The 17,683-nt window shown below is 40.3% G+C and carries 17 protein-coding genes; 15 read left to right on the forward strand and 2 right to left on the reverse strand.

Going from position 1 to position 17,683, the window contains the following annotated elements; translation table 11 throughout:
- Positions 1-456 precede the first annotated feature (456 nt).
- The 13 genes from KK060_RS01330 to KK060_RS01390 all read left to right on the forward strand — a co-directional run bounded on the left by KK060_RS01330 (position 457) and on the right by KK060_RS01390 (position 13,124).
- Positions 457-1,383, forward strand: a complete 927-nt coding sequence (locus tag KK060_RS01330) for a formylglycine-generating enzyme family protein (protein ID WP_254151597.1) — start codon at positions 457-459, stop codon at positions 1,381-1,383.
- A gap of 603 nt (positions 1,384-1,986) precedes the next feature.
- Positions 1,987-2,415, forward strand: a complete 429-nt coding sequence (locus KK060_RS01335) for an IS1/IS1595 family N-terminal zinc-binding domain-containing protein (RefSeq protein ID WP_254151598.1) — start codon at positions 1,987-1,989, stop codon at positions 2,413-2,415.
- Between the two features lie 88 nt (positions 2,416-2,503).
- Complete coding sequence (locus tag KK060_RS01340) at positions 2,504-3,913, forward strand: porin (RefSeq protein WP_254151599.1); 1,410 nt, start codon at positions 2,504-2,506, stop codon at positions 3,911-3,913.
- Positions 3,914-3,940: 27 nt separating this feature from the next.
- Positions 3,941-5,470 carry an MFS transporter gene (locus tag KK060_RS01345; protein WP_254151600.1) on the forward strand — a complete coding sequence of 510 codons (1,530 nt, stop codon included), beginning with the start codon at positions 3,941-3,943 and terminating at the stop codon, positions 5,468-5,470.
- A gap of 18 nt (positions 5,471-5,488) precedes the next feature.
- Positions 5,489-5,731 (forward strand): DUF6814 family protein, encoded by a 243-nt coding sequence (locus tag KK060_RS01350; RefSeq protein ID WP_254151601.1) that lies wholly within the window; start codon positions 5,489-5,491, stop codon positions 5,729-5,731.
- Between the two features lie 58 nt (positions 5,732-5,789).
- The gene (locus KK060_RS01355) at positions 5,790-5,996 is read left to right on the forward strand and encodes a hypothetical protein (RefSeq protein WP_254151602.1); all 207 of its coding nucleotides are present in this window, start codon (positions 5,790-5,792) and stop codon (positions 5,994-5,996) included.
- A 45-nt stretch (positions 5,997-6,041) separates the two neighbouring features.
- Positions 6,042-8,759 (forward strand): ATP-binding protein, encoded by a 2,718-nt coding sequence (locus KK060_RS01360; RefSeq protein WP_254151603.1) that lies wholly within the window; start codon positions 6,042-6,044, stop codon positions 8,757-8,759.
- 2 nt (positions 8,760-8,761) lie between these two features.
- Entirely contained in the window at positions 8,762-9,130 is a 369-nt protein-coding gene (locus tag KK060_RS01365) for a response regulator transcription factor (RefSeq protein WP_367397452.1), read from the forward strand.
- Between the two features lie 705 nt (positions 9,131-9,835).
- On the forward strand, positions 9,836-10,627 hold the full coding sequence (locus tag KK060_RS01370) for a glucose 1-dehydrogenase (protein WP_254151605.1): 792 nt from the start codon (positions 9,836-9,838) through the stop codon (positions 10,625-10,627).
- Between the two features lie 498 nt (positions 10,628-11,125).
- Entirely contained in the window at positions 11,126-11,524 is a 399-nt protein-coding gene (locus KK060_RS01375; RefSeq protein ID WP_254151606.1) for a DUF8617 domain-containing protein, read from the forward strand.
- Positions 11,525-11,722: 198 nt separating this feature from the next.
- Entirely contained in the window at positions 11,723-11,956 is a 234-nt protein-coding gene (locus tag KK060_RS01380) for a hypothetical protein (RefSeq protein ID WP_254151607.1), read from the forward strand.
- A complete protein-coding gene (locus KK060_RS01385) occupies positions 11,935-12,144 on the forward strand; it encodes a PASTA domain-containing protein (protein ID WP_254151608.1) in 210 nt (69 codons plus the stop codon). Before KK060_RS01380 ends, KK060_RS01385 begins: the two co-directional genes overlap by 22 nt.
- 137 nt (positions 12,145-12,281) lie before the next feature.
- A complete protein-coding gene (locus tag KK060_RS01390) occupies positions 12,282-13,124 on the forward strand; it encodes an alpha/beta fold hydrolase (RefSeq protein WP_254151609.1) in 843 nt (280 codons plus the stop codon).
- 129 nt (positions 13,125-13,253) lie between these two features.
- Here KK060_RS01390 and KK060_RS01395 read toward each other — a convergent pair whose 3' ends face one another.
- The gene (locus KK060_RS01395; protein WP_254151610.1) at positions 13,254-14,360 is read right to left on the reverse strand and encodes a glycosyltransferase family 4 protein; all 1,107 of its coding nucleotides are present in this window, start codon (positions 14,358-14,360) and stop codon (positions 13,254-13,256) included.
- A 294-nt stretch (positions 14,361-14,654) separates the two neighbouring features.
- The gene (locus KK060_RS01400; protein ID WP_254151611.1) at positions 14,655-15,764 is read right to left on the reverse strand and encodes a fatty acid desaturase family protein; all 1,110 of its coding nucleotides are present in this window, start codon (positions 15,762-15,764) and stop codon (positions 14,655-14,657) included.
- Between the two features lie 239 nt (positions 15,765-16,003).
- Between KK060_RS01400 and xseA the strand changes: the two genes are divergently transcribed.
- Both xseA and xseB read left to right on the forward strand, forming a co-directional pair.
- Positions 16,004-17,473: an exodeoxyribonuclease VII large subunit gene (xseA, locus tag KK060_RS01405; protein WP_254151612.1), complete on the forward strand. Its 1,470-nt coding sequence runs from the start codon at positions 16,004-16,006 to the stop codon at positions 17,471-17,473.
- Positions 17,466-17,681, forward strand: coding sequence for an exodeoxyribonuclease VII small subunit (xseB, locus tag KK060_RS01410; protein WP_254151613.1), 216 nt, complete (start codon positions 17,466-17,468; stop codon positions 17,679-17,681). Before xseA ends, xseB begins: the two co-directional genes overlap by 8 nt.
- Positions 17,682-17,683: the final 2 nt, after the last annotated feature.

A 17,683-nucleotide genomic window follows, 5' to 3' on the forward strand; every position in this document is an offset into this window, starting at 1 on the left:
CATAGGTAGACGGTTGAGCAGCTTCGCTGCTGCACAGCATTAACAGTACCTACCACGTTGTAAGTGTGATTTTTTGAAAAATCAGTACCTGGATATTTGGAAATATGAATTTAAAATACGTTTCAAACTTTTTGTTTGTGTTTTCTATGGGTCGTCTAATGTAATGATTACGTTAACTGCTTGATTCTCAAATCCGATTGTTGATTAAAAAAGATTTAGTTGATACAGGATGTCTATTTCAAGCATGGGGTCTTTTCTGGTTTGAATTGTCAGGGGGTAAGTATTTATACGGAGATAAGATGAAATTTCTATCTTCGAATGTTTCTGGTGTTGACAACGGTATGTGTTAGATATTATAAAAATTTAAAGAATGAGCATCTTTTAGTACAAATGCTGTCCAAAATGGTTTCTGAAAACATAATGGAATATGAATCAATTGTAAGAATTTTGTGAGAGATGAATGCCGGAAATATATACCGAAAAAGCTTACTGTTTATTGTGATGTTGGGTGCAGCATGCACCAAACATAAAGAGCCTCTTAATAAAGATAATAGCAATGCCGAAGATAAAATGGTTTGGATTTCCGAGGGAAATTCTCCGCATGGAGATGATAAGGTCTCTGTAAAAGGCTTCTGGATGGATAGCCATGAGGTTACTAACCGGCAATTCGATGAGTTTGTTAAAGCCACGGGCTACATAACTGTTGCAGAACGAAAGCTCGATTGGGAACAGTTGCGTGCACAGCTTCCTGTTGGCACACCTAAACCGCCTGACAGTCTACTAGTGCCTGGTTCTATCGTGTTCATCCAACCTCATGAACCAGTTATGTTAAATGAGTATTCTCAATGGTGGGTATTCATGCCAAAGGCTGACTGGCGACATCCTGAAGGCGAATCCAGTAATATCGAAAACCGGTGGGATCATCCCGTGGTTCACATTGCCTATGAAGATGCTGTAGCCTATTGCAATTGGGTAGGTAAACGATTGCCTACTGAGGCCGAGTGGGAGTTTGCAGCAGGCATCATTAGTACCAAGGCCAATGAAACCGACGCACTTGGAAAGTTCACAGCCAATACTTATCAGGGAAGCTTTCCTGTGACAAATTTAAATGAGGACGGTTTTGAAGGCACTTCTCCTGTAAAAAGTTTTCAACCCAATCAATTTGGACTATATGATATGATTGGTAACGTATGGGAATGGACGAGCGACAGTTTTTATGACCCTGCCGAGCCAGGTATTGAAAAACGTATAACAAAAGGAGGTTCGTACTTATGTTCATCGAACTATTGTTCCAACTACAGGACTGATGCTCGGCAGGGCACTGCTGTAGACTCCGGAATTTCCAATGTGGGCTTTCGATGCGTAAGAGATAGCCAGGAGTAATCCCATCTATTTTGTTTCTTATATAGAGTTGTCAGGGTAGTAAGAGAAGATTCAGGGTATAATTCGCAGGTGGTGCTAATTCTTTCCAAAACATTCTTTGGTCTTTCTGCCAAAGTGACTTAAAAAAGGCATGAGTAAGCCAGGACGAAGGTAGGACGAAGCTACGACGGAGCCAGTTTATAAGATTTGAGTATATGTAGCCAAATATAATTCTTCAGGCCGGAAGTAATGTCAGCCTCTATCAAAAGCACTGCCACAAAGATCCTTTGAGTACGTAAGCAAAGGCAAGCACAACACATGATCGCCGCAGATGCTATTATTTCATCCAAAGACCGTTCTGATACAATATAATCCTTAATGCTGTTGTTCGCAACCTGTTATTTTTTAATTTCATTAACTGACTGAAGTATCGAGCAGGGTAGTAGTAATCTCCTGTATTTCCCCCGGATCATCTGAATTGCGAAGCGTGAAAGGATAGTCATGGTTGTTATCCCGGGATAGTTAAATGAAAACTAAAGAGTTTTAAAACGATTGTCCAGCATTAATCTGCTAATTTGATATATTTATGCTAAATTGGTATATCACCCCTAACCCTCTTCATTTATGCAGGAAATTGTCTGCCCCAAATGCAAACATGATGTATTAATTAAAAGCGGAATAGTAAAAGGTCGCCAGCGATTTCGTTGTAAGAAGTGCGACTACTTCTTTACGGTTTTAAAAGAGGGAAAGAACATAGACCCTTACTATGTAATCAAAGCACTTCAACTTTACATTGAAGGTGTCACGCTGCGCGAAATAGAGCGTATCCTGGGCGTTAGCCATGTATCTGTACTCAACTGGGTTAAGAAGTACAATGTAAAGGCACCGGAAAACTATGAGTACCATCCCACCTACACAGTCCTCAACCACACTGAGCTGTTAAGCTTCTTCTCTTCTAAAGATAGCCTTAAAGGTGCGGGCTGCATTATTACGGAGCTTGGCGACAAATTTATGATGATTAAGTGGGAGCGTTTCCGCAAAAGCAAAGTGTGAAGTATATAATTTAACAAAAGTATAGTTGCAAAACGATTTCAGAAAGACAGTTTGATGAATTTGGTCTCAACACCAATAAACCTTTTTTATGAGACTAAGGCATCATGCATTCCTCTACGCATTGCTTTTCACAGCATTTGCTGCACATTCACAAGGTTCAGAAACCTATAATTCCGGTGTAAAGGTGAACCTCGATCCGGAAGGAAATAAGTACGTTCGTTTTATCATCTGGAATCAGATCTGGATGAGATCCATTCAACACAACGATGGCACAGCGGTAAATGGAGTTCCCAGTAACAATACGTGGGATATTGGCGCAAGAAGACTTCGCTTTTTAGCCTACGCACAAATAACACCACGTTACCTGGTACTAACACATTTCGGTATTAACAACCAGTCTTTTGCTACAGGGGGTGCATCAGGTTCGTCAGGTACCGGAGGATACGGTGCGGGTAAAAAGCCAGGCATCTTCTTTCACGATGTCTGGAATGAATATGCCATTGTCCCTGCAGTAGATCCTGAGACAAAGACACCCAACAAATACAACGTATACCTTGGTGCAGGATTACATTATTGGTGGGGTATCAGTCGCATAAGCAGTGCCAGTACATTAAACTTTCTTGCAATAGATGCACCTGTTGTCAACTGGCCTTTGGTAGATTTAAGCGATCAGTTTGTAAGACAGTTCGGTGTTTACACGAAAGGCAGACTTGGTAAATTGAATTACAACTTTAGCGTTAACAAACCCTTCGCTACAAATCTGACACCCGCCGTCGACCCTTTAAAAGGAAGGGTTGCAGTAGATAATAATGGTGATGCCAAGCCTGCCGTTCAGGGATATTTTGATTACCAGTTTCTTGATCAGGAAAGCAACGTACTGCCTTACAGGGTTGGAACATATGTCGGCACCAAAAAGGTGTTTAACATTGGTGCAGGGTTCTATCATAATAATAACGGTACCAGAAGCCTCGACGCCGCAGGCGATCTGCAACGTCATAACATTACCTTAATCGGTGTTGATGTTTTCGCTGATATGCCCATAGGATCTAAAGAGAAGAATATGGCAATTACCGCTTATGGCGTATATTACAATTATGATTTTGGTCCTAACTATATTAGGCACGTAGGCATTATGAACCCGGCCGCAGGTTTCGATCCAAACTACACAGGGCCAAGGTCCGTTCAGGGCTTCGGTAATAATCGTCCTTTTGTAGGTACCGGAAATATTATTTACGCACAAGCCGGGCTGTTATTACCCAAAGGTATCAGTGGTAAACTTCGTTTACAGCCCTTTGGTGCTTTTACATTGAAAGATTTTGAATATCTTGATGAGACAGGAAGTTATATTGATTTTGGAGCTAATATTTTCCTTGATGGTCATCATGCTAAAATAACCCCGCAGTACAGCATAAGACCTCAGTACTTCACGCAGAACGATAGGAGGGTAGTTGATGGTAACAAAGGAGAATTTATGATTCAACTCCAGGTCTATTTATAGAAACTACTTAAGCTACTAATATAAATTATGAACAACACAGAGAATAAGAGCATCTGGTCAGTAATCTGGGCGTCATCCGTCGGTACGCTCATCGAATGGTATGACTTCTACATTTTTGGAAGCCTTGCACCAATTCTTGCAAGCCAGTTTTTTCCGAAAACAAATCCTACGGCAGCCCTGTTATCAACGCTCGCAACTTTTGCCGCAGGTTTTATTGTAAGACCTTTTGGAGCGCTCGTATTTGGGCGCCTTGGCGATTTAATTGGAAGAAAATATACCTTCCTGTTAACCCTGGTAATTATGGGGGGCTCTACCTTTGCTATCGGTATTGTGCCGGGTTATGAATCCATTGGCTTTGCCGCCCCAGTTATTATCCTGCTCTTGCGTTTATTGCAAGGTTTGGCGCTCGGTGGTGAATATGGTGGCGCTGCTACCTATGTTGCAGAACACTCTCCTAAAAACAGGCGTGGGTTCTATACATCATGGATACAAACCACAGCAACCCTCGGACTATTCGTTTCACTTGGTGTTATCCTGATTACCAGAAACAGTCTTGATTCTGATGCCGCAGCATCCATTGCAAAATTTAACGATTGGGGATGGCGCATACCTTTCATCATATCAATCTTACTGGTAGGTGTTTCCATCTACATACGCCTACAGATGAAGGAATCGCCACTCTTTGCAAAGCTTAAGGCCGAAGGTAAAACATCCGTTAATCCTTTGCGGGAAAGTTTTGTTCATAAAACTAATCTGAAGATGGTCTTGCTCGCGTTATTCGGCGCTACCATGGGGCAGGGCGTTGTATGGTATACCGGTCAGTTCTATGCACAATCGTTCCTTGAAAATGTTTGTAAGATAGACTTCGAACAGTCACGCACCATTCTCATCTGGTCCATTCTCTTTGCAACTCCGATGTTTATCGTATTTGGAAGCTGGAGCGATAAGGTAGGTAGAAAATGGATTATGATGGCAGGTATGTTGTTGGCAATACTTACTTACAGGCCGCTCTTCAATAAGTTACTGGAGTGGAGCGATCCGTCAACCAGGACAGAGATAACTGAAAGAAAAGAAATTAATACGAACACAAAGCCGATAGGAGAAAACTTCCTTCGGACCGTGGTGACAAAAACACACTTTACCGATGGCATGGTACTGTCCGAAACAAAGATAGATACCGTATATGCTACACCAGGAAAAACTACTTTGAAACCCGATGTAAAAATATCCAAGGTGGTAAGTTCAGGTACATACTGGTCTATTGTAGCTGTTGTATTTATTATGATTGTATATGTTACAATGGTATATGGTCCTATTGCAGCGTTTCTTGTTGAGTTATTCCCAACAAAGATCAGATATACTTCTATGTCTTTGCCATACCACATCGGTAATGGTGTATTTGGTGGGTTAACACCGTTTATCGCAACACTATTTACCACCATCTATCTGGACGACAAGCTTGTAGGCCTATGGTATCCTATTGTAATTGCCGCAGTTTGTCTTGTAGTTGGTACTATTTATATCTCTAACAGAATTGACCCTAATGTAGAGGACTAATAATTTTAATTTAAGAACATGAATCAGATAAAACGTTTTGCTGGAATAATATGGATGGCTTTAGGACCATTAGCCATGTACTTTCTTATCTCAACAGCTGCGAGCGAGATACAAAAAAAACCTGTATTGGATACAAAGATCCAATGGGTAGTATTCGTTGTAGTGTTTATTCCTATTGCTGTAGGTACGATTATCTTTGGATACTATGCTTTGAAAGGCGAGTATGACTATCTGCCTCACGATTCTGAAAATCTGAAATGATATTAATATACGAGCCTTGGTAAACTTTACCAGGGCTTGTGTTTTTAAACAATAGCCTATGAGAAAGCAAAAGCTTATTGTATTGAGTATGTTGATAACGGTATTGTTTTCGTATCCGCTCATTGCTATTGTAAACACACCCGCATGGGTTGCAGGTATCCCACTGTTGTACTTCTATATCTTTACTACCTGGCTATTGTGCATAGTCTGTATTTTAAAACTAGCGGAAGGACGAGAATCAAGTCCTCCAAATAACAAGCGGTGATCCGTTAAAGGCCAATTGCCTTCACCCTGTGATGTAGCGAAATATATGAATGAGGTATTTGTTGTCTTTTGTGTATTTCTTTATCTGGCTATTCTTTTTGGCATAGCTTATTATGCGGAGTTCAAATTAAAGAGAGGCAAGAGTATTATCAATAACCCTTATGTCTATGCGTTGTCGCTCGCAGTTTATTGTACCGCATGGACTTACTACGGTAGCGTTGGCCGTGCTGCCACCCATGGCATCGAATTCTTAACCACTTACATTGGTCCTACCATTATGTGTGCGTTGTTCCTTCCCATGGTAGGTAAGATATTGCGCATTTGCAAAGCGCAACAACTTACCAGCCTCGCTGATTTTATCTCCGCGCGTTATGGAAAGAATTTTACCATTGCCATTGTTGTAACAGTTTTCAGCGTATTGGGTATTACACCCTATATCGCCCTTCAGTTAAAAGCCATAGGCAAAAGCATGGAAGTAATTGCCTTCAATGGCGGTCATGTAAACAATGTCAATACTTCCATTTTTGATAGTACATTCTTTATCGCAGGAATCATTTCTGTTTTTATTATTCTCTTCGGCGCGCGCTCTGTTGATGCATCTGAAAAACATGAAGGACTCGTTGCTGCCATCGCTTTTGAGTCTATTGTTAAACTAGTCGCTTTCGTTGCTGCAGGTATTTTTGTGACGTATGGTCTTTTCGATGGCTTTAGCGATATCTTTTTACGGGCTTCGCGGGTTGAGGAATTGCGGCACCTCTTTCAATTTGAGTTGGGTACCGGTACTTCTTATACCTCCTGGATGGCACTCACTTTTCTGGCCATGCTGGCCATTGTGTTTCTACCGCGACAATTTCAGGTAACGGTAGTTGAAAATATTAATGAAAATCATTTGCGGAAGGCAGCATGGCTTTTCCCGTTATATCTTTTCACCATCAATATTTTTGTGCTTCCTATCATGTTTGCTGGCAAGCTCATCTTCGATAACGGTGCAGTAGATGCGGATACTTTCGTTCTCGCAATACCCTTGTATTTTAATGAACACCTTCTAGGTCTGTTGATATTCATCGGAGGTTTTTCCGCTGCAACAAGTATGATCATTGTCGAGACAATTGCGTTAAGCACCATGATCAGCAACCACATAGCCTTACCCGTTTTACTTTCTGCGAAGAATTTTAAGACTGCTGGCGAAGATAAGCTTATCCGTACTATTCGCACCATCAGGCAGGCGAGCATACTGGTTATTCTGATGCTTGCATTCTACTATAGTAAGACCGTCGCACAGCAGGCTACCCTGGTTTCTATCGGGTTAATTTCATTTGCAGCAGTTGCTCAGTTTGCACCCTCCGTTTTTGGTGGCATCTACTGGCGTGAGGGGTCACAAAAAGGTGCTATGGCAGGCATTTGCATGGGTGCCGTAATCTGGTTTTATACGTTGGTAATTCCTTCGATGACAAGCGCTGGAATGATCAGTAGCAAAATCATGAACGAGGGGCTCTTTCATATAACAATGTTAAAACCTTACGAACTATTCGGTTTAACAGGCCTTGATTCCATTACACATAGCCTCTTCTGGTCATTGCTCTTTAACACTGCTGCCTATGCCGTTGTATCGCTTTACACAAAGCAATCGGTGCAGGAAGTTTACCAGAGCGAGTTGTTTGTAAACATATACAAGCTTGATGGTCCTGACTTACACCGACCAGTTTGGCGTGGCATTGCTTATCTTCCTGACCTCAAAGGACTCCTTGCTACTTTCCTGGGAGAAGAACGTACACAAAAGCTTATCTCCAGTTATGCACACAGGCATAAGATCCCGCTTGACGACAAGCATGCCGATCCACGCATCGTGGCTTTTTCTGAGCGGCTGCTGTCCGGCGTAATAGGTTCGGCCTCTGCGCGCATTATGGTTAGCAGTGTCAGTAAAGAAGAAGAGTTAAAGATTGATGAACTACTTAACATTCTTCGGGAGTCACAGCAGATCATTGAATTAAACAAAGAATTAAGAAAGAAGTCGTTAGAGTTAACCCGGGCAACAGATGAATTAAGAAGGGCAAATGCTATTCTTAAAAACCTAGATCTGCAGAAAGATGAATTTCTATATACCGTTACACACGAGTTGCGTACGCCGCTTACGTCTATAAGGGCGATGGCAGAAATTGTTCACGATAATCCTGATATTGACATTGAGCAACGCCAGCACTTTCTTACAGGACTTATCAAGGAAACGGAGAGGCTGAGTCACCTGATCTCACAGGTATTAAATCTCGAACGATATGAATCCGGGAAACAGCAACTCAACCTGTCGTATGTTAATTTGTACACCTTACTCATCACCGTTGCCGAGTCATTTGAAATGCTGCTCAATGAAAAAAGTATTAAGCTTGAGTTAGATGCACAAGGAAATGTAGCCCCGTGGCGATGTGATGAAGATCTCATTCATCAGGTGTTGGTAAACCTGCTGTCAAATGCTATCAAGTTTGCTGATGCCGAGAATGGTCGTATAGCTCTTGCTTTGGAACAAAAGCAAGAAGAGGTACGCGTTGTTGTTGAAGACAATGGAAAAGGAATTGCTCCGGCTTTGCATCAGCTTATTTTTGATAAATTCTTTCAGGCTCACAATCAAACATTAAAGAAGCCCGAGGGGAGCGGATTAGGCTTGGCTATTAGTAAGAAAATAGTTGAGATGCACAATGGAAAAATATGGGTGGAAAGTGAAGTTGATAAAGGATGTCGTTTTATCTTTACGCTGCCAATAATTGAATGAGCATGGCAAGAAAGGTTCTTGTAGTAGATGATGATCCATACATACTGATGTCGTTGGAGTTCTTGATGAAAAAGAGCGGATACGAAGTGATGGTGGCAAGAAATGGAAAAGAAGCACTTACGCTTGTAGATCAGGAAGTACCTGATCTTGTCTTACTGGATATTATGATGCCTGACGTAGATGGGTACGGGATCTGCAGTTATATTAAAACCAATAACACCTTAAAAAAAATAAAGGTTGTTTTTTTAAGTGCGAAGACAAAGGAAGCAGACAAACAAAAAGGCCTTGACCTTGGCGCCGAACTTTATATAACCAAACCATTTGCCACTAAAGAATTAGTGAAGAAGATAGACGCACTGCTTGCTGAATAAAGCTTAAACCAATCACTCATTGTGCCAGTCCCAAGTATTTAGAGTAACAAAAGGAACGTGAATAATAGTGTTGCTAAGCAACCTATTCTATGAAAACAAACCTAATAACTATGTGATTGCGGGCTAACGTGTCGGCCTGCTCTCCTCCCTATAAAAAACATCACAGCTAAGAGTAGATTTCATACATCTCACTTTATCGCATCAACTAATAATTATCCAAGTCCTGCATTTCATCGAACGGAGATCTTTTCTTCTTCCATCACAAACCTAAACGCACATCCTCTCCGACATTCGTTGGGGCAGGCGATGACGGCACTTTTAAACCAATTTCCCCTATAGAGTACACATAGAACTGACGCGTTATTGCGAAGGGCAGCGTAAGGATGTGTACTAGCATAAAGAAATCTCCTGCCTATGGAACATTAGACTTGCAGAAACGTAAAGTTACATCTCCACTTCATTACATCAGCTTTCTGTTTACCCAAGCCTGTGCATCCCAACTTCATCCTGCCTACACATGATTCGCTCTCATATGTCCTCGCGATTACGGTCAGTATGCAATTGCACCATCCCAGCACAACAGTTTCACAACTCCATGCTGCTTGTAAACCAGTATTGATTTCTTAAGTTAATGTGAAAACAGAAGAGGTTGGTTGCCGAGCTATATGCTCAACACGTATTACCATTATCATTAACACCTATTTTATGAAAACCTTAAAAGGAAAGTCAGTCATCATAACCGGAGCAGGATTAGGACTTGGACTTGCAGCGTCAGTAGAACTGGCAAGCCAGGGTGCTCACCTTACACTTGTTGACTACAACGAACAGGCGCTGATGGAAGCACATCAGCATATAAGTAAGAAATATGCTGACGCAAATATCATTGCCATTAGTGGTGATGCTTCCAAAGAAGAGGATGTAAAGCATTACGTGCAGGAAACTATAAAGGAGTTTGGTCGTATTGATGGTTTATATAACAATGCAGGGATTGAAGGCCGACAGGCCCCGCTTGCGGAGTATGATGTTAACATCTTTAAGAAAGTAGTAGATATAAACCTGATGGGAGTATACTATGGTATGCGTTATGTTATCCCGCAGATGCAAAAGCAAAAATATGGTAGAATTGTTAACGTATCTTCTGTTGGCGGACTGCGTGGTGTAATGAACCAGACACCATACGTAGCAACGAAACATGCCGTAATTGGTCTCACTAAAAATGCAGCCCTTGAATATGCCCGTGATGGAATAATTACCAATGCCATTTCACCCGGAGCCATACTTACACCCATGGTAGCCGAAGCATTTCGCCAGGTTAACCCGGCAGATCCCAAAAAAGCTGAAGCAGAATATGCACAAGCTAACCCTACGAAACGGTTAGGGTTACCTGAAGAAGTAGCGAAGGTTGTCGCGTTTCTTTTAAGTGAGGACATCTCCTACGTAAACGGACAGGTTATCGCTATAGACGGAGGTCAGTCTAATAGTTATGGAATAGTTTAATAATGTTGGTAGTAAACGCAACAAGATGACAACACTGCGCCTACGCTAATACTTCTAAAATACAAACCCAACTAACACGTCATTGCGCATGTCCAGACGAATGTCGCGAAGCTGACGGGTTGGTTTGCGGGATTACGTAAAGCTGTCCCCTCCTATAAAAATTTCACGTGGAATAGGGAAGTACATAGTATCTGCATTAATCGAAACATCTTAAGCTTATCCAAGCATGCATTCCATTGTAAGGGATCGCTTCGTCATGCCACACACGAGTCCATATCACACATCCTTGGGATTACGCTACTTGAGGTAGTTCGGTCCGCCATCCTTCGTTTCGGATGCGCAGCTATACCGTTATCAGTTTAGTTAAAATTCATTTTCATAATCATATAGAATCTTCCTAGTGACAGTAAGGATAGCATGGCTGAATGAGTTTAACCAGAGATCACGGATTTCATATAAAATACTTATATTGAAAGTTGTTGTAAGAATTAAATGAATATGAGTAAGCTACAATGTAAATGTGGATTTGTGATTCATGATTATCAGGTTGATATTCCCTATAAAGGCGCAATCATTCCGAATGGGCCTTTCTTTGATTTTTTTGATAAGGTTCAGGAAGGCATAGAATCATTCGTTGAGGCAACTAAACAGGGTAGGCGAAAAGAATGGATAGAGGAGCGCTTGTCAGGATCTACTTATTCAACAGATATAACTGATAAGCAACTTATGGGAGAGATTTTCGGCCAGTATTACTTTGACCTGAGGCGATTAATTTATCAATGTGAAAATTGTGGCAGAATTTGGATACAGCAGAATAATTCCACCGCTTTCGTTCCCTTTCTGCCTGATGCTGATAATTGGAAGAATATTTTATTCGATGATTCAGAAGTAGAATAAGAAAAGACAAGGAAGGATAAGGAACGGTAAGCAACAACGTTCCTTTTCCTGATCCTTCGTCCTATGGAAACACAATCCTTTACATGGTCCACAATGACGGTTATAAAATAGTTTTTCGCCAAGCACCTCTGCGGGAGGTAATAAACGTAAGATGACTTTCGAGAAAAAGTGTGAAGTAAATTTTATCTTTACAGTATTATGAATTTCAAGGTAAAAACCAGCACCCTTAAAAGACTTTTAACACATGTTGGCATAGTAATCAGTCTGTTTTGCCTTCTTTCTTTTGTGTTATTTAATGCGGTGTTGCCCTTTGTAGCGAACAAGGGAAAAGTTGTTCTTGTACCTGACTTAAAAGGAATGACTATTGATCAGGCTAAACAATTTGTGACAGATAAAAATGTGACTATCGAATGGTTCCATATCCTGACTTAACAGGTTCAACATTAGACCTTGCAAAAAGGCAATTAGTGGCTCTTGACTTAAAAATTAACACAATTCAATATCGGCCCTATGTTGCTCATGATGCTATTTTGGAGTCATGGGTAAATGGTGAAAGAATTGAAGTGCGACAATCTATCTCTAAAGGATCAGGCGTAGACCTTATCGTTGGTAAGCTTTGATAAAATATGGGGCTTACATCTTTTTGTAATAAAGGTTATACAAATAAGTGATGCTGCAATTGGATATCGGCTACTGTAACATTTCACTGCCGATTTCGTCATAGAAAAAGCGAGTAAAAACGGGTAATCTTATTAACATGATCATCAATTCTATAAAAAACACTTTAAGTGTTGCACTCATACTATTTACTTTTTGCACTTACGGGCAACAGCAAGCAAACCCAACCTACGGTGATAATAAACATGCTGGAGCCTATAAACAAATTAATGGGGTAAACCTTTACTACGAAATTTATGGAGCAGGTAAGCCGTTGATTCTGCTTCATGGCAATGGTGGATCAATCAGAGGTCAGAGTAGGAGAATCGAATATTTTAAAAACTACTTTAAGGTTATTGTAGTAGATAGCAGAGGCCATGGTAAATCTGCTTACCCTGCCAATAAGCCATTAACCTACGAAATGATGGCCGCTGACATTAATACTCTGATGGACAGCCTTCATATTGACAGTGCGTTTATTTGGGGCCAAAGTGATGGCGGTATATTAGGACTTCTAATGGCTATTAAATACCCTGCTAAGGTGTCGAGGGTTGCCGGATTTGGCGCAAATCTCTTCCCTGGTAAAAAGGCTATTGCTGATGAGCTTGATAACATGGTTATTGATTCATTAAAAAGCACAAAGAACGAAAGGGTAAAACAACTTTATTCACTGCTAGCCTATCAACCTAACATTACAGAAAAAGAGTTGAATAAGATTAAATGTCCGGTATTGGTAATGTCGGGTGACAGGGATGCGATTAAGCTTGCGCATACAATCAAAATATTTGAGAATATTCCCAATGCCAATCTGTTTATCATGCCAGGTGCCTCGCATTTCGGCGCGTATGAAAAACCTGAGCTATTTAACATGGTACTGTTAGATTTCTTTACGAAATCATTTTCAAAAGTATCAACAGTTGATATTATGCTGGGACATCGATAATACAATAGCGGCGTCAGTATTCTAAAAAAGAGTAAATTGGCTGAGACGTGGATGTGCTAATCTCTTAAAGAGGGTTTTTAAGAGAATTATTCGTCTCCCAAGCTATACATGTTGGTATTCAGTGTTGTCTTAAGCAGGTTTTGTTGATTCCTGCAGGTCGTATGCTTTCTTATTAAGAATAAGTGCTCCGGTAATTATTGCAAAGATCATGACAGCAACCAGTATGGTTATGGTTAAAGGTAAGAACTCGATGAGTGTGGCTAAGATCAGGGTAATAGAAATAACAAACAGCGCAATGATCAGAGCAGCTTGTTTGTGTGTAACACCGAGGAAAAGCAGCAAGTGATGTAGATGTGTTTTATCAGCCTGGAAGGGAGAGATTCCTTTCTTAATCCTTCCCAGGTAAACCCTTAACGAATCCAGCACAGGAACAAGGAAAATAGAGGCAACCAGAAGTAGCACTTTCGTTTTATCGATTGAGGTACTCGTCTCTGCTGTATTTAGCAGATTAATAGCCGATGTAATAAGAACAAAGCCAAGAAATAGGGAACCAGCATCACCCATGAAGATCTTTTGCTTATTGCTAAAGTTAAAGCGTAAGAATGCAACGAGGCTTCCTACAATCGCCATAAACAGAATGACTTGTTCTCTATAATTCACTTTAAAAGATATATAAGAGAGGATTGAGAAACCGATAATAGCAAGTATACCAAACAATCCATCAATTCCATCCATGAGATTGAAGGCGTTCACAACGCCCGTAATAAGTATTATTGTTAATACATACTGGCTTAAAAGCGGTATCTCATTAATGCCAAGTATTCCGTATAGTGAATCAATTCGAATTCCTGAGGCCGCAACGTTATAAGCACATGTTGCTTGAATAAAAAGCCTGTAAACAGGTTTAATATTAAACCTGTCGTCTATCGCACCAACAAATAGCATGATTAATGCTCCTGTTAATAAAGGTAATTTAAGCTGATTGTCAGACATGAATCGGTAGCTTGAGATGCAGGCAAGTGTTGTAGCGATGCCAATGGCGATACCGCCAATTAGTGGGATAGGGGTATGATGAATTTTTCTGGCATTAGGCTTATCCAACCACCCTGTTCTGGCTGCAATCTTCTTTAAAAGCGGAATAATAATGTAAGAAAATATCAGTGCAGCAATGGCTGGGATAATCAATTCAACAGTGGTTCTCATAGGGGGTTCACCTGCTTTTAGGAACTGCTTCATTCCATGTTCAGAAGGTTAAGCAGGGCATTGCCATTGGTGTGCCATTTCTCTTTTCTTGAAAATTGAACTAATTAAAGGGTTTTTAAATTCAGGCATTCCAAATTCAGGACTTTGCTTCCAGTTTGGATACTGCACGTACTTTTGTAGAAGCAAAAGTGTTAGAAAGGGCCAACCGTGCAGAATAAAAGAAAATAATAGCTTACCAATTGATCATCACGGTAAAGATACTAAACAAAAAGCTCAGCCACTTTTCATTAGGCTGAGCTTGGTGCTTTAAAAAAATATTAAGCTTGACTACGCATACGCTAGTGCTTCTTTCCCAAACCGGCGTAACATCCTGTAATGCGATGCCAGTGCACTTGTAAACGAAGGATTTTCGTAGTAGGGAAGGTTGTATTCTTTAGCCGTAGTTTTTACAATTTCTGAGATTGCTCTATAATGGGTGTGGCAAACTTTAGGAAACAGATGATGTTCAATCTGCATGTTTAATCCGCCGCAAAAGAAACACGTCAGGAAGTTGTTGATACCAAAATTGGCTGTCGTGCGCATCTGGTGTGCTGCCCAAACATCTTCCATCGTTCCTGTTGTATCAGGTTCGGGAAACTCAATGCCCTCAACAATATGGGCGAGCTGAAATACAAGGCCAAGAACAAAGCCTTTAGCCATTTGCATAGCAACAAATCCTATAACAAATTGCCACCATGTGATGGAATCAATGAGAACAAGGGGTAATACGATTACAAGTACATAGTATAGAATCTTGAAGAAAAAGAGCTTAAAGTGCTCTATAGGGGGGTGTTTTGGAGTAGGAAAGCTTCCGATTTTATTTTGAAAGAACTTTACATAGTCCTTGGCGAAGATCCACGCAAGGCTTGCAAAACCATAGAGCAGGAATGCATAATAATGTTGAAAACGTTGAATAGCTTTCGGCTTGTCCTGTGGACAAACACTTACCAAACCTGGCGCTACAATCAGATCGTCATCATGGTCGTGTATATTTGTAAAGGTATGATGTACTACATTGTGTGAAATCTTCCAGTTATAATCATTGGCCCCAAGCAAGTGAAAGATAGAACCAAGTGCTTTGTTAACAAGTGGATTTGATGAGTAGGAGCCATGCAGGGCGTCATGACAAACATTAAAGCCAATGAAAGCGGAAAAAACACCAAGCGCAATGGCCATGGTAAACATGGTCCATATTCCAAAGTTGCCAAACAGTATCAACAGATAAAGCGCTAGCGTTCCTCCCAGGAAAAGTACGGTTTTGAAAATCATCAAACCGTCAGCATGTTTTGACTTTCCTGTTTCGGAGAAGTACGCATCAACCCTTTCCTTTACTTTGTAATAGAAGCCTTGTTTTTCTTTGCAGAATTTAACCTGCTCGTTGTATTTTACTTGTACCATTATTTCTTTTAAGACCAGCAAGTTTTTGTCAAACTGTGCTGGTTCACATTGTCTTATCTTCTCAAGATACACTTTTTTTGATTTATTTCCTAAGGGAAATGGATAACGGGATAAGAATTGGAATATTTGAATCAGGATAGTGATGGGGATAATGTTTTTTCATTTCTTTAATCTTTTACTTTATTGAAGTTAGGTATAGATTGTGGTCGGTTAAGGATTAGAGGTATAAGCATGCACGAATGGCAGAAACGTTAAGTGATAGAAAGATTTTCTCGCTACTTGAAGTAACCAAGAGTATTCAGAAGACTTTGTCTGAACGGTATAAGAATTCGTTTTGGGTTAAGGCAGAAATGAATAAGCTTAACTATTACAGGCAGTCAGGCCACTGTTATCCGGAATTGGTTGAGAAACAGAATGGAAAGATAATAGCACAAATAAAGTCATGTTTATGGAAGGACGATTATTTACGCGCCGACAGTAAATTTCGTGCTGTTTTAAAAGAGCCACTTAAAGATGGTATTAAGATACTCTTCCTTGCCAGGATAACCTTTGACCCCTCACACGGGTTGTCGCTCTCAATACTTGATATAGACCCAAGTTATACCTTAGGGGATCTTGAAAGGGAAAAACAGGAGACAATACAAAGACTTCGCGAAGAGGGTATCTTTGAAAGAAATAAAGCTTTAAAACTACCTGCTCTGCCTCAACGTGTTGCAATAATTTCAGTAGAAACAAGTAAAGGCCTTGCCGATTTTACAAAAGTTATAGAAACTAATCCATGGCATTATAAGTTCTTTGGCTTTCTATTTCCTTCTTTATTACAAGGCGACAAAGCTGTGGCATCTATATCCTATCAGCTAAAAAGAATTAAAAAGGTAAAGGATCATTTTGATGTTGTAGCCATAATACGCGGGGGTGGTGGAGATGTAGGTTTATCGTGTTATAATAATTATGCGTTGGCAAAAGAGATTGCTATGTTTCCTCTGCCTGTAATAACTGGTATAGGTCATGCCACAAATGAAACAGTAACAGAGATGATTTCATTTTATAATGCAATAACACCAACGAAATTGGCAGAGTATCTGCTTCAGACTTTCCATAACTTCTCTGTTCCTGTAAAAGAAGCTGAGAAGAAAATTCATGACCTTTCCAGGCGGATTATAAGTCAGGAGAACAAGAGGTTTCAATCAGAAATCAAACTGTTTCGTTCTGTTACAGAAAATATTCTTGCGATCAATAAGAACGACATCAGGAGCTTGGCAAAGTCAGTATTGCAATCCGCCAACTATATCTTTAAGAATAGGAGGGACGGATTGGTGTCTGTTAAGGCTAGCCTTACAAGAGCAACCAATACTTTTTGTAAAGCAAAGAAGTTTGAAATAAGACAGGTGGCTAACAATATCCCCAAAGATGTGAATGCGCAAATGGTGGATTTTCAGATAACACTTTCTCAATTGAATCATAGATTGCAATTTCATACTTTGCAGCTGTTCAGGAGTAAAACTGCTGAGTTGAATAACCTTGAAAAGAATATAAATAATATGAGCCCGGAAAATGTGTTGAAAAGAGGTTACAGCATTACTTTGCATAATGGAAAGTCGATCAGGAACGTTGCTGATATGTCCGAGGGAGATTTACTCGAAACGCTTGTGGCTGGTGGAAAGATTGTAAGTACAGTGAAATCTTCAAGCAAAAAGGAAAATGAGTGAACAAATAAAATACACAGAAGCTTTTGATGAGCTTCAAAACATAGTTGCAGAAATTGAGCAAGGTGAAATATCGGTAGACGAATTATCTGAAAAAGTTAAACGTGCAGCGTATCTTATTAAAGTTTGCAAAATAAAACTTACTACCACAGAAGAAGACGTAAATAAAATTTTAAGAGGCCTTGATTCTTCAACTGAGAACATCAGCTGACA

Origin of the sequence: Chryseosolibacter indicum, assembly GCF_018598585.1 — a bacterium.
GTDB classification, from domain to species: domain Bacteria; phylum Bacteroidota; class Bacteroidia; order Cytophagales; family Cyclobacteriaceae; genus Chryseosolibacter; species Chryseosolibacter indicus.

Bases quoted from the DNA above. Each gene is read 5' to 3' on its own strand.
- KK060_RS01390 (WP_254151609.1), top strand. From the start codon at position 12,282: ATGATCATCAATTCTATAAAAAACACTTTAAGTGTTGCACTCATACTA.
- KK060_RS01365 (WP_367397452.1), top strand. From the start codon at position 8,762: ATGGCAAGAAAGGTTCTTGTAGTAGATGATGATCCATACATACTGATG.
- xseB (WP_254151613.1), top strand. From the start codon at position 17,466: ATGAGTGAACAAATAAAATACACAGAAGCTTTTGATGAGCTTCAAAAC.
- KK060_RS01385 (WP_254151608.1), top strand. From the start codon at position 11,935: ATGGTTCCATATCCTGACTTAACAGGTTCAACATTAGACCTTGCAAAA.
- KK060_RS01355 (WP_254151602.1), top strand. From the start codon at position 5,790: ATGAGAAAGCAAAAGCTTATTGTATTGAGTATGTTGATAACGGTATTG.
- KK060_RS01375 (WP_254151606.1), top strand. From the start codon at position 11,126: ATGAGTAAGCTACAATGTAAATGTGGATTTGTGATTCATGATTATCAG.
- KK060_RS01370 (WP_254151605.1), top strand. From the start codon at position 9,836: ATGAAAACCTTAAAAGGAAAGTCAGTCATCATAACCGGAGCAGGATTA.
- KK060_RS01340 (WP_254151599.1), top strand. From the start codon at position 2,504: ATGAGACTAAGGCATCATGCATTCCTCTACGCATTGCTTTTCACAGCA.
- xseA (WP_254151612.1), top strand. From the start codon at position 16,004: ATGGCAGAAACGTTAAGTGATAGAAAGATTTTCTCGCTACTTGAAGTA.
- KK060_RS01335 (WP_254151598.1), top strand. From the start codon at position 1,987: ATGCAGGAAATTGTCTGCCCCAAATGCAAACATGATGTATTAATTAAA.
- KK060_RS01345 (WP_254151600.1), top strand. From the start codon at position 3,941: ATGAACAACACAGAGAATAAGAGCATCTGGTCAGTAATCTGGGCGTCA.
- KK060_RS01395 (WP_254151610.1), bottom strand. From the start codon at position 14,360: ATGAAGCAGTTCCTAAAAGCAGGTGAACCCCCTATGAGAACCACTGTT.
- KK060_RS01350 (WP_254151601.1), top strand. From the start codon at position 5,489: ATGAATCAGATAAAACGTTTTGCTGGAATAATATGGATGGCTTTAGGA.
- KK060_RS01360 (WP_254151603.1), top strand. From the start codon at position 6,042: ATGAATGAGGTATTTGTTGTCTTTTGTGTATTTCTTTATCTGGCTATT.
- KK060_RS01400 (WP_254151611.1), bottom strand. From the start codon at position 15,764: ATGGTACAAGTAAAATACAACGAGCAGGTTAAATTCTGCAAAGAAAAA.
- KK060_RS01330 (WP_254151597.1), top strand. From the start codon at position 457: ATGAATGCCGGAAATATATACCGAAAAAGCTTACTGTTTATTGTGATG.
- KK060_RS01380 (WP_254151607.1), top strand. From the start codon at position 11,723: ATGAATTTCAAGGTAAAAACCAGCACCCTTAAAAGACTTTTAACACAT.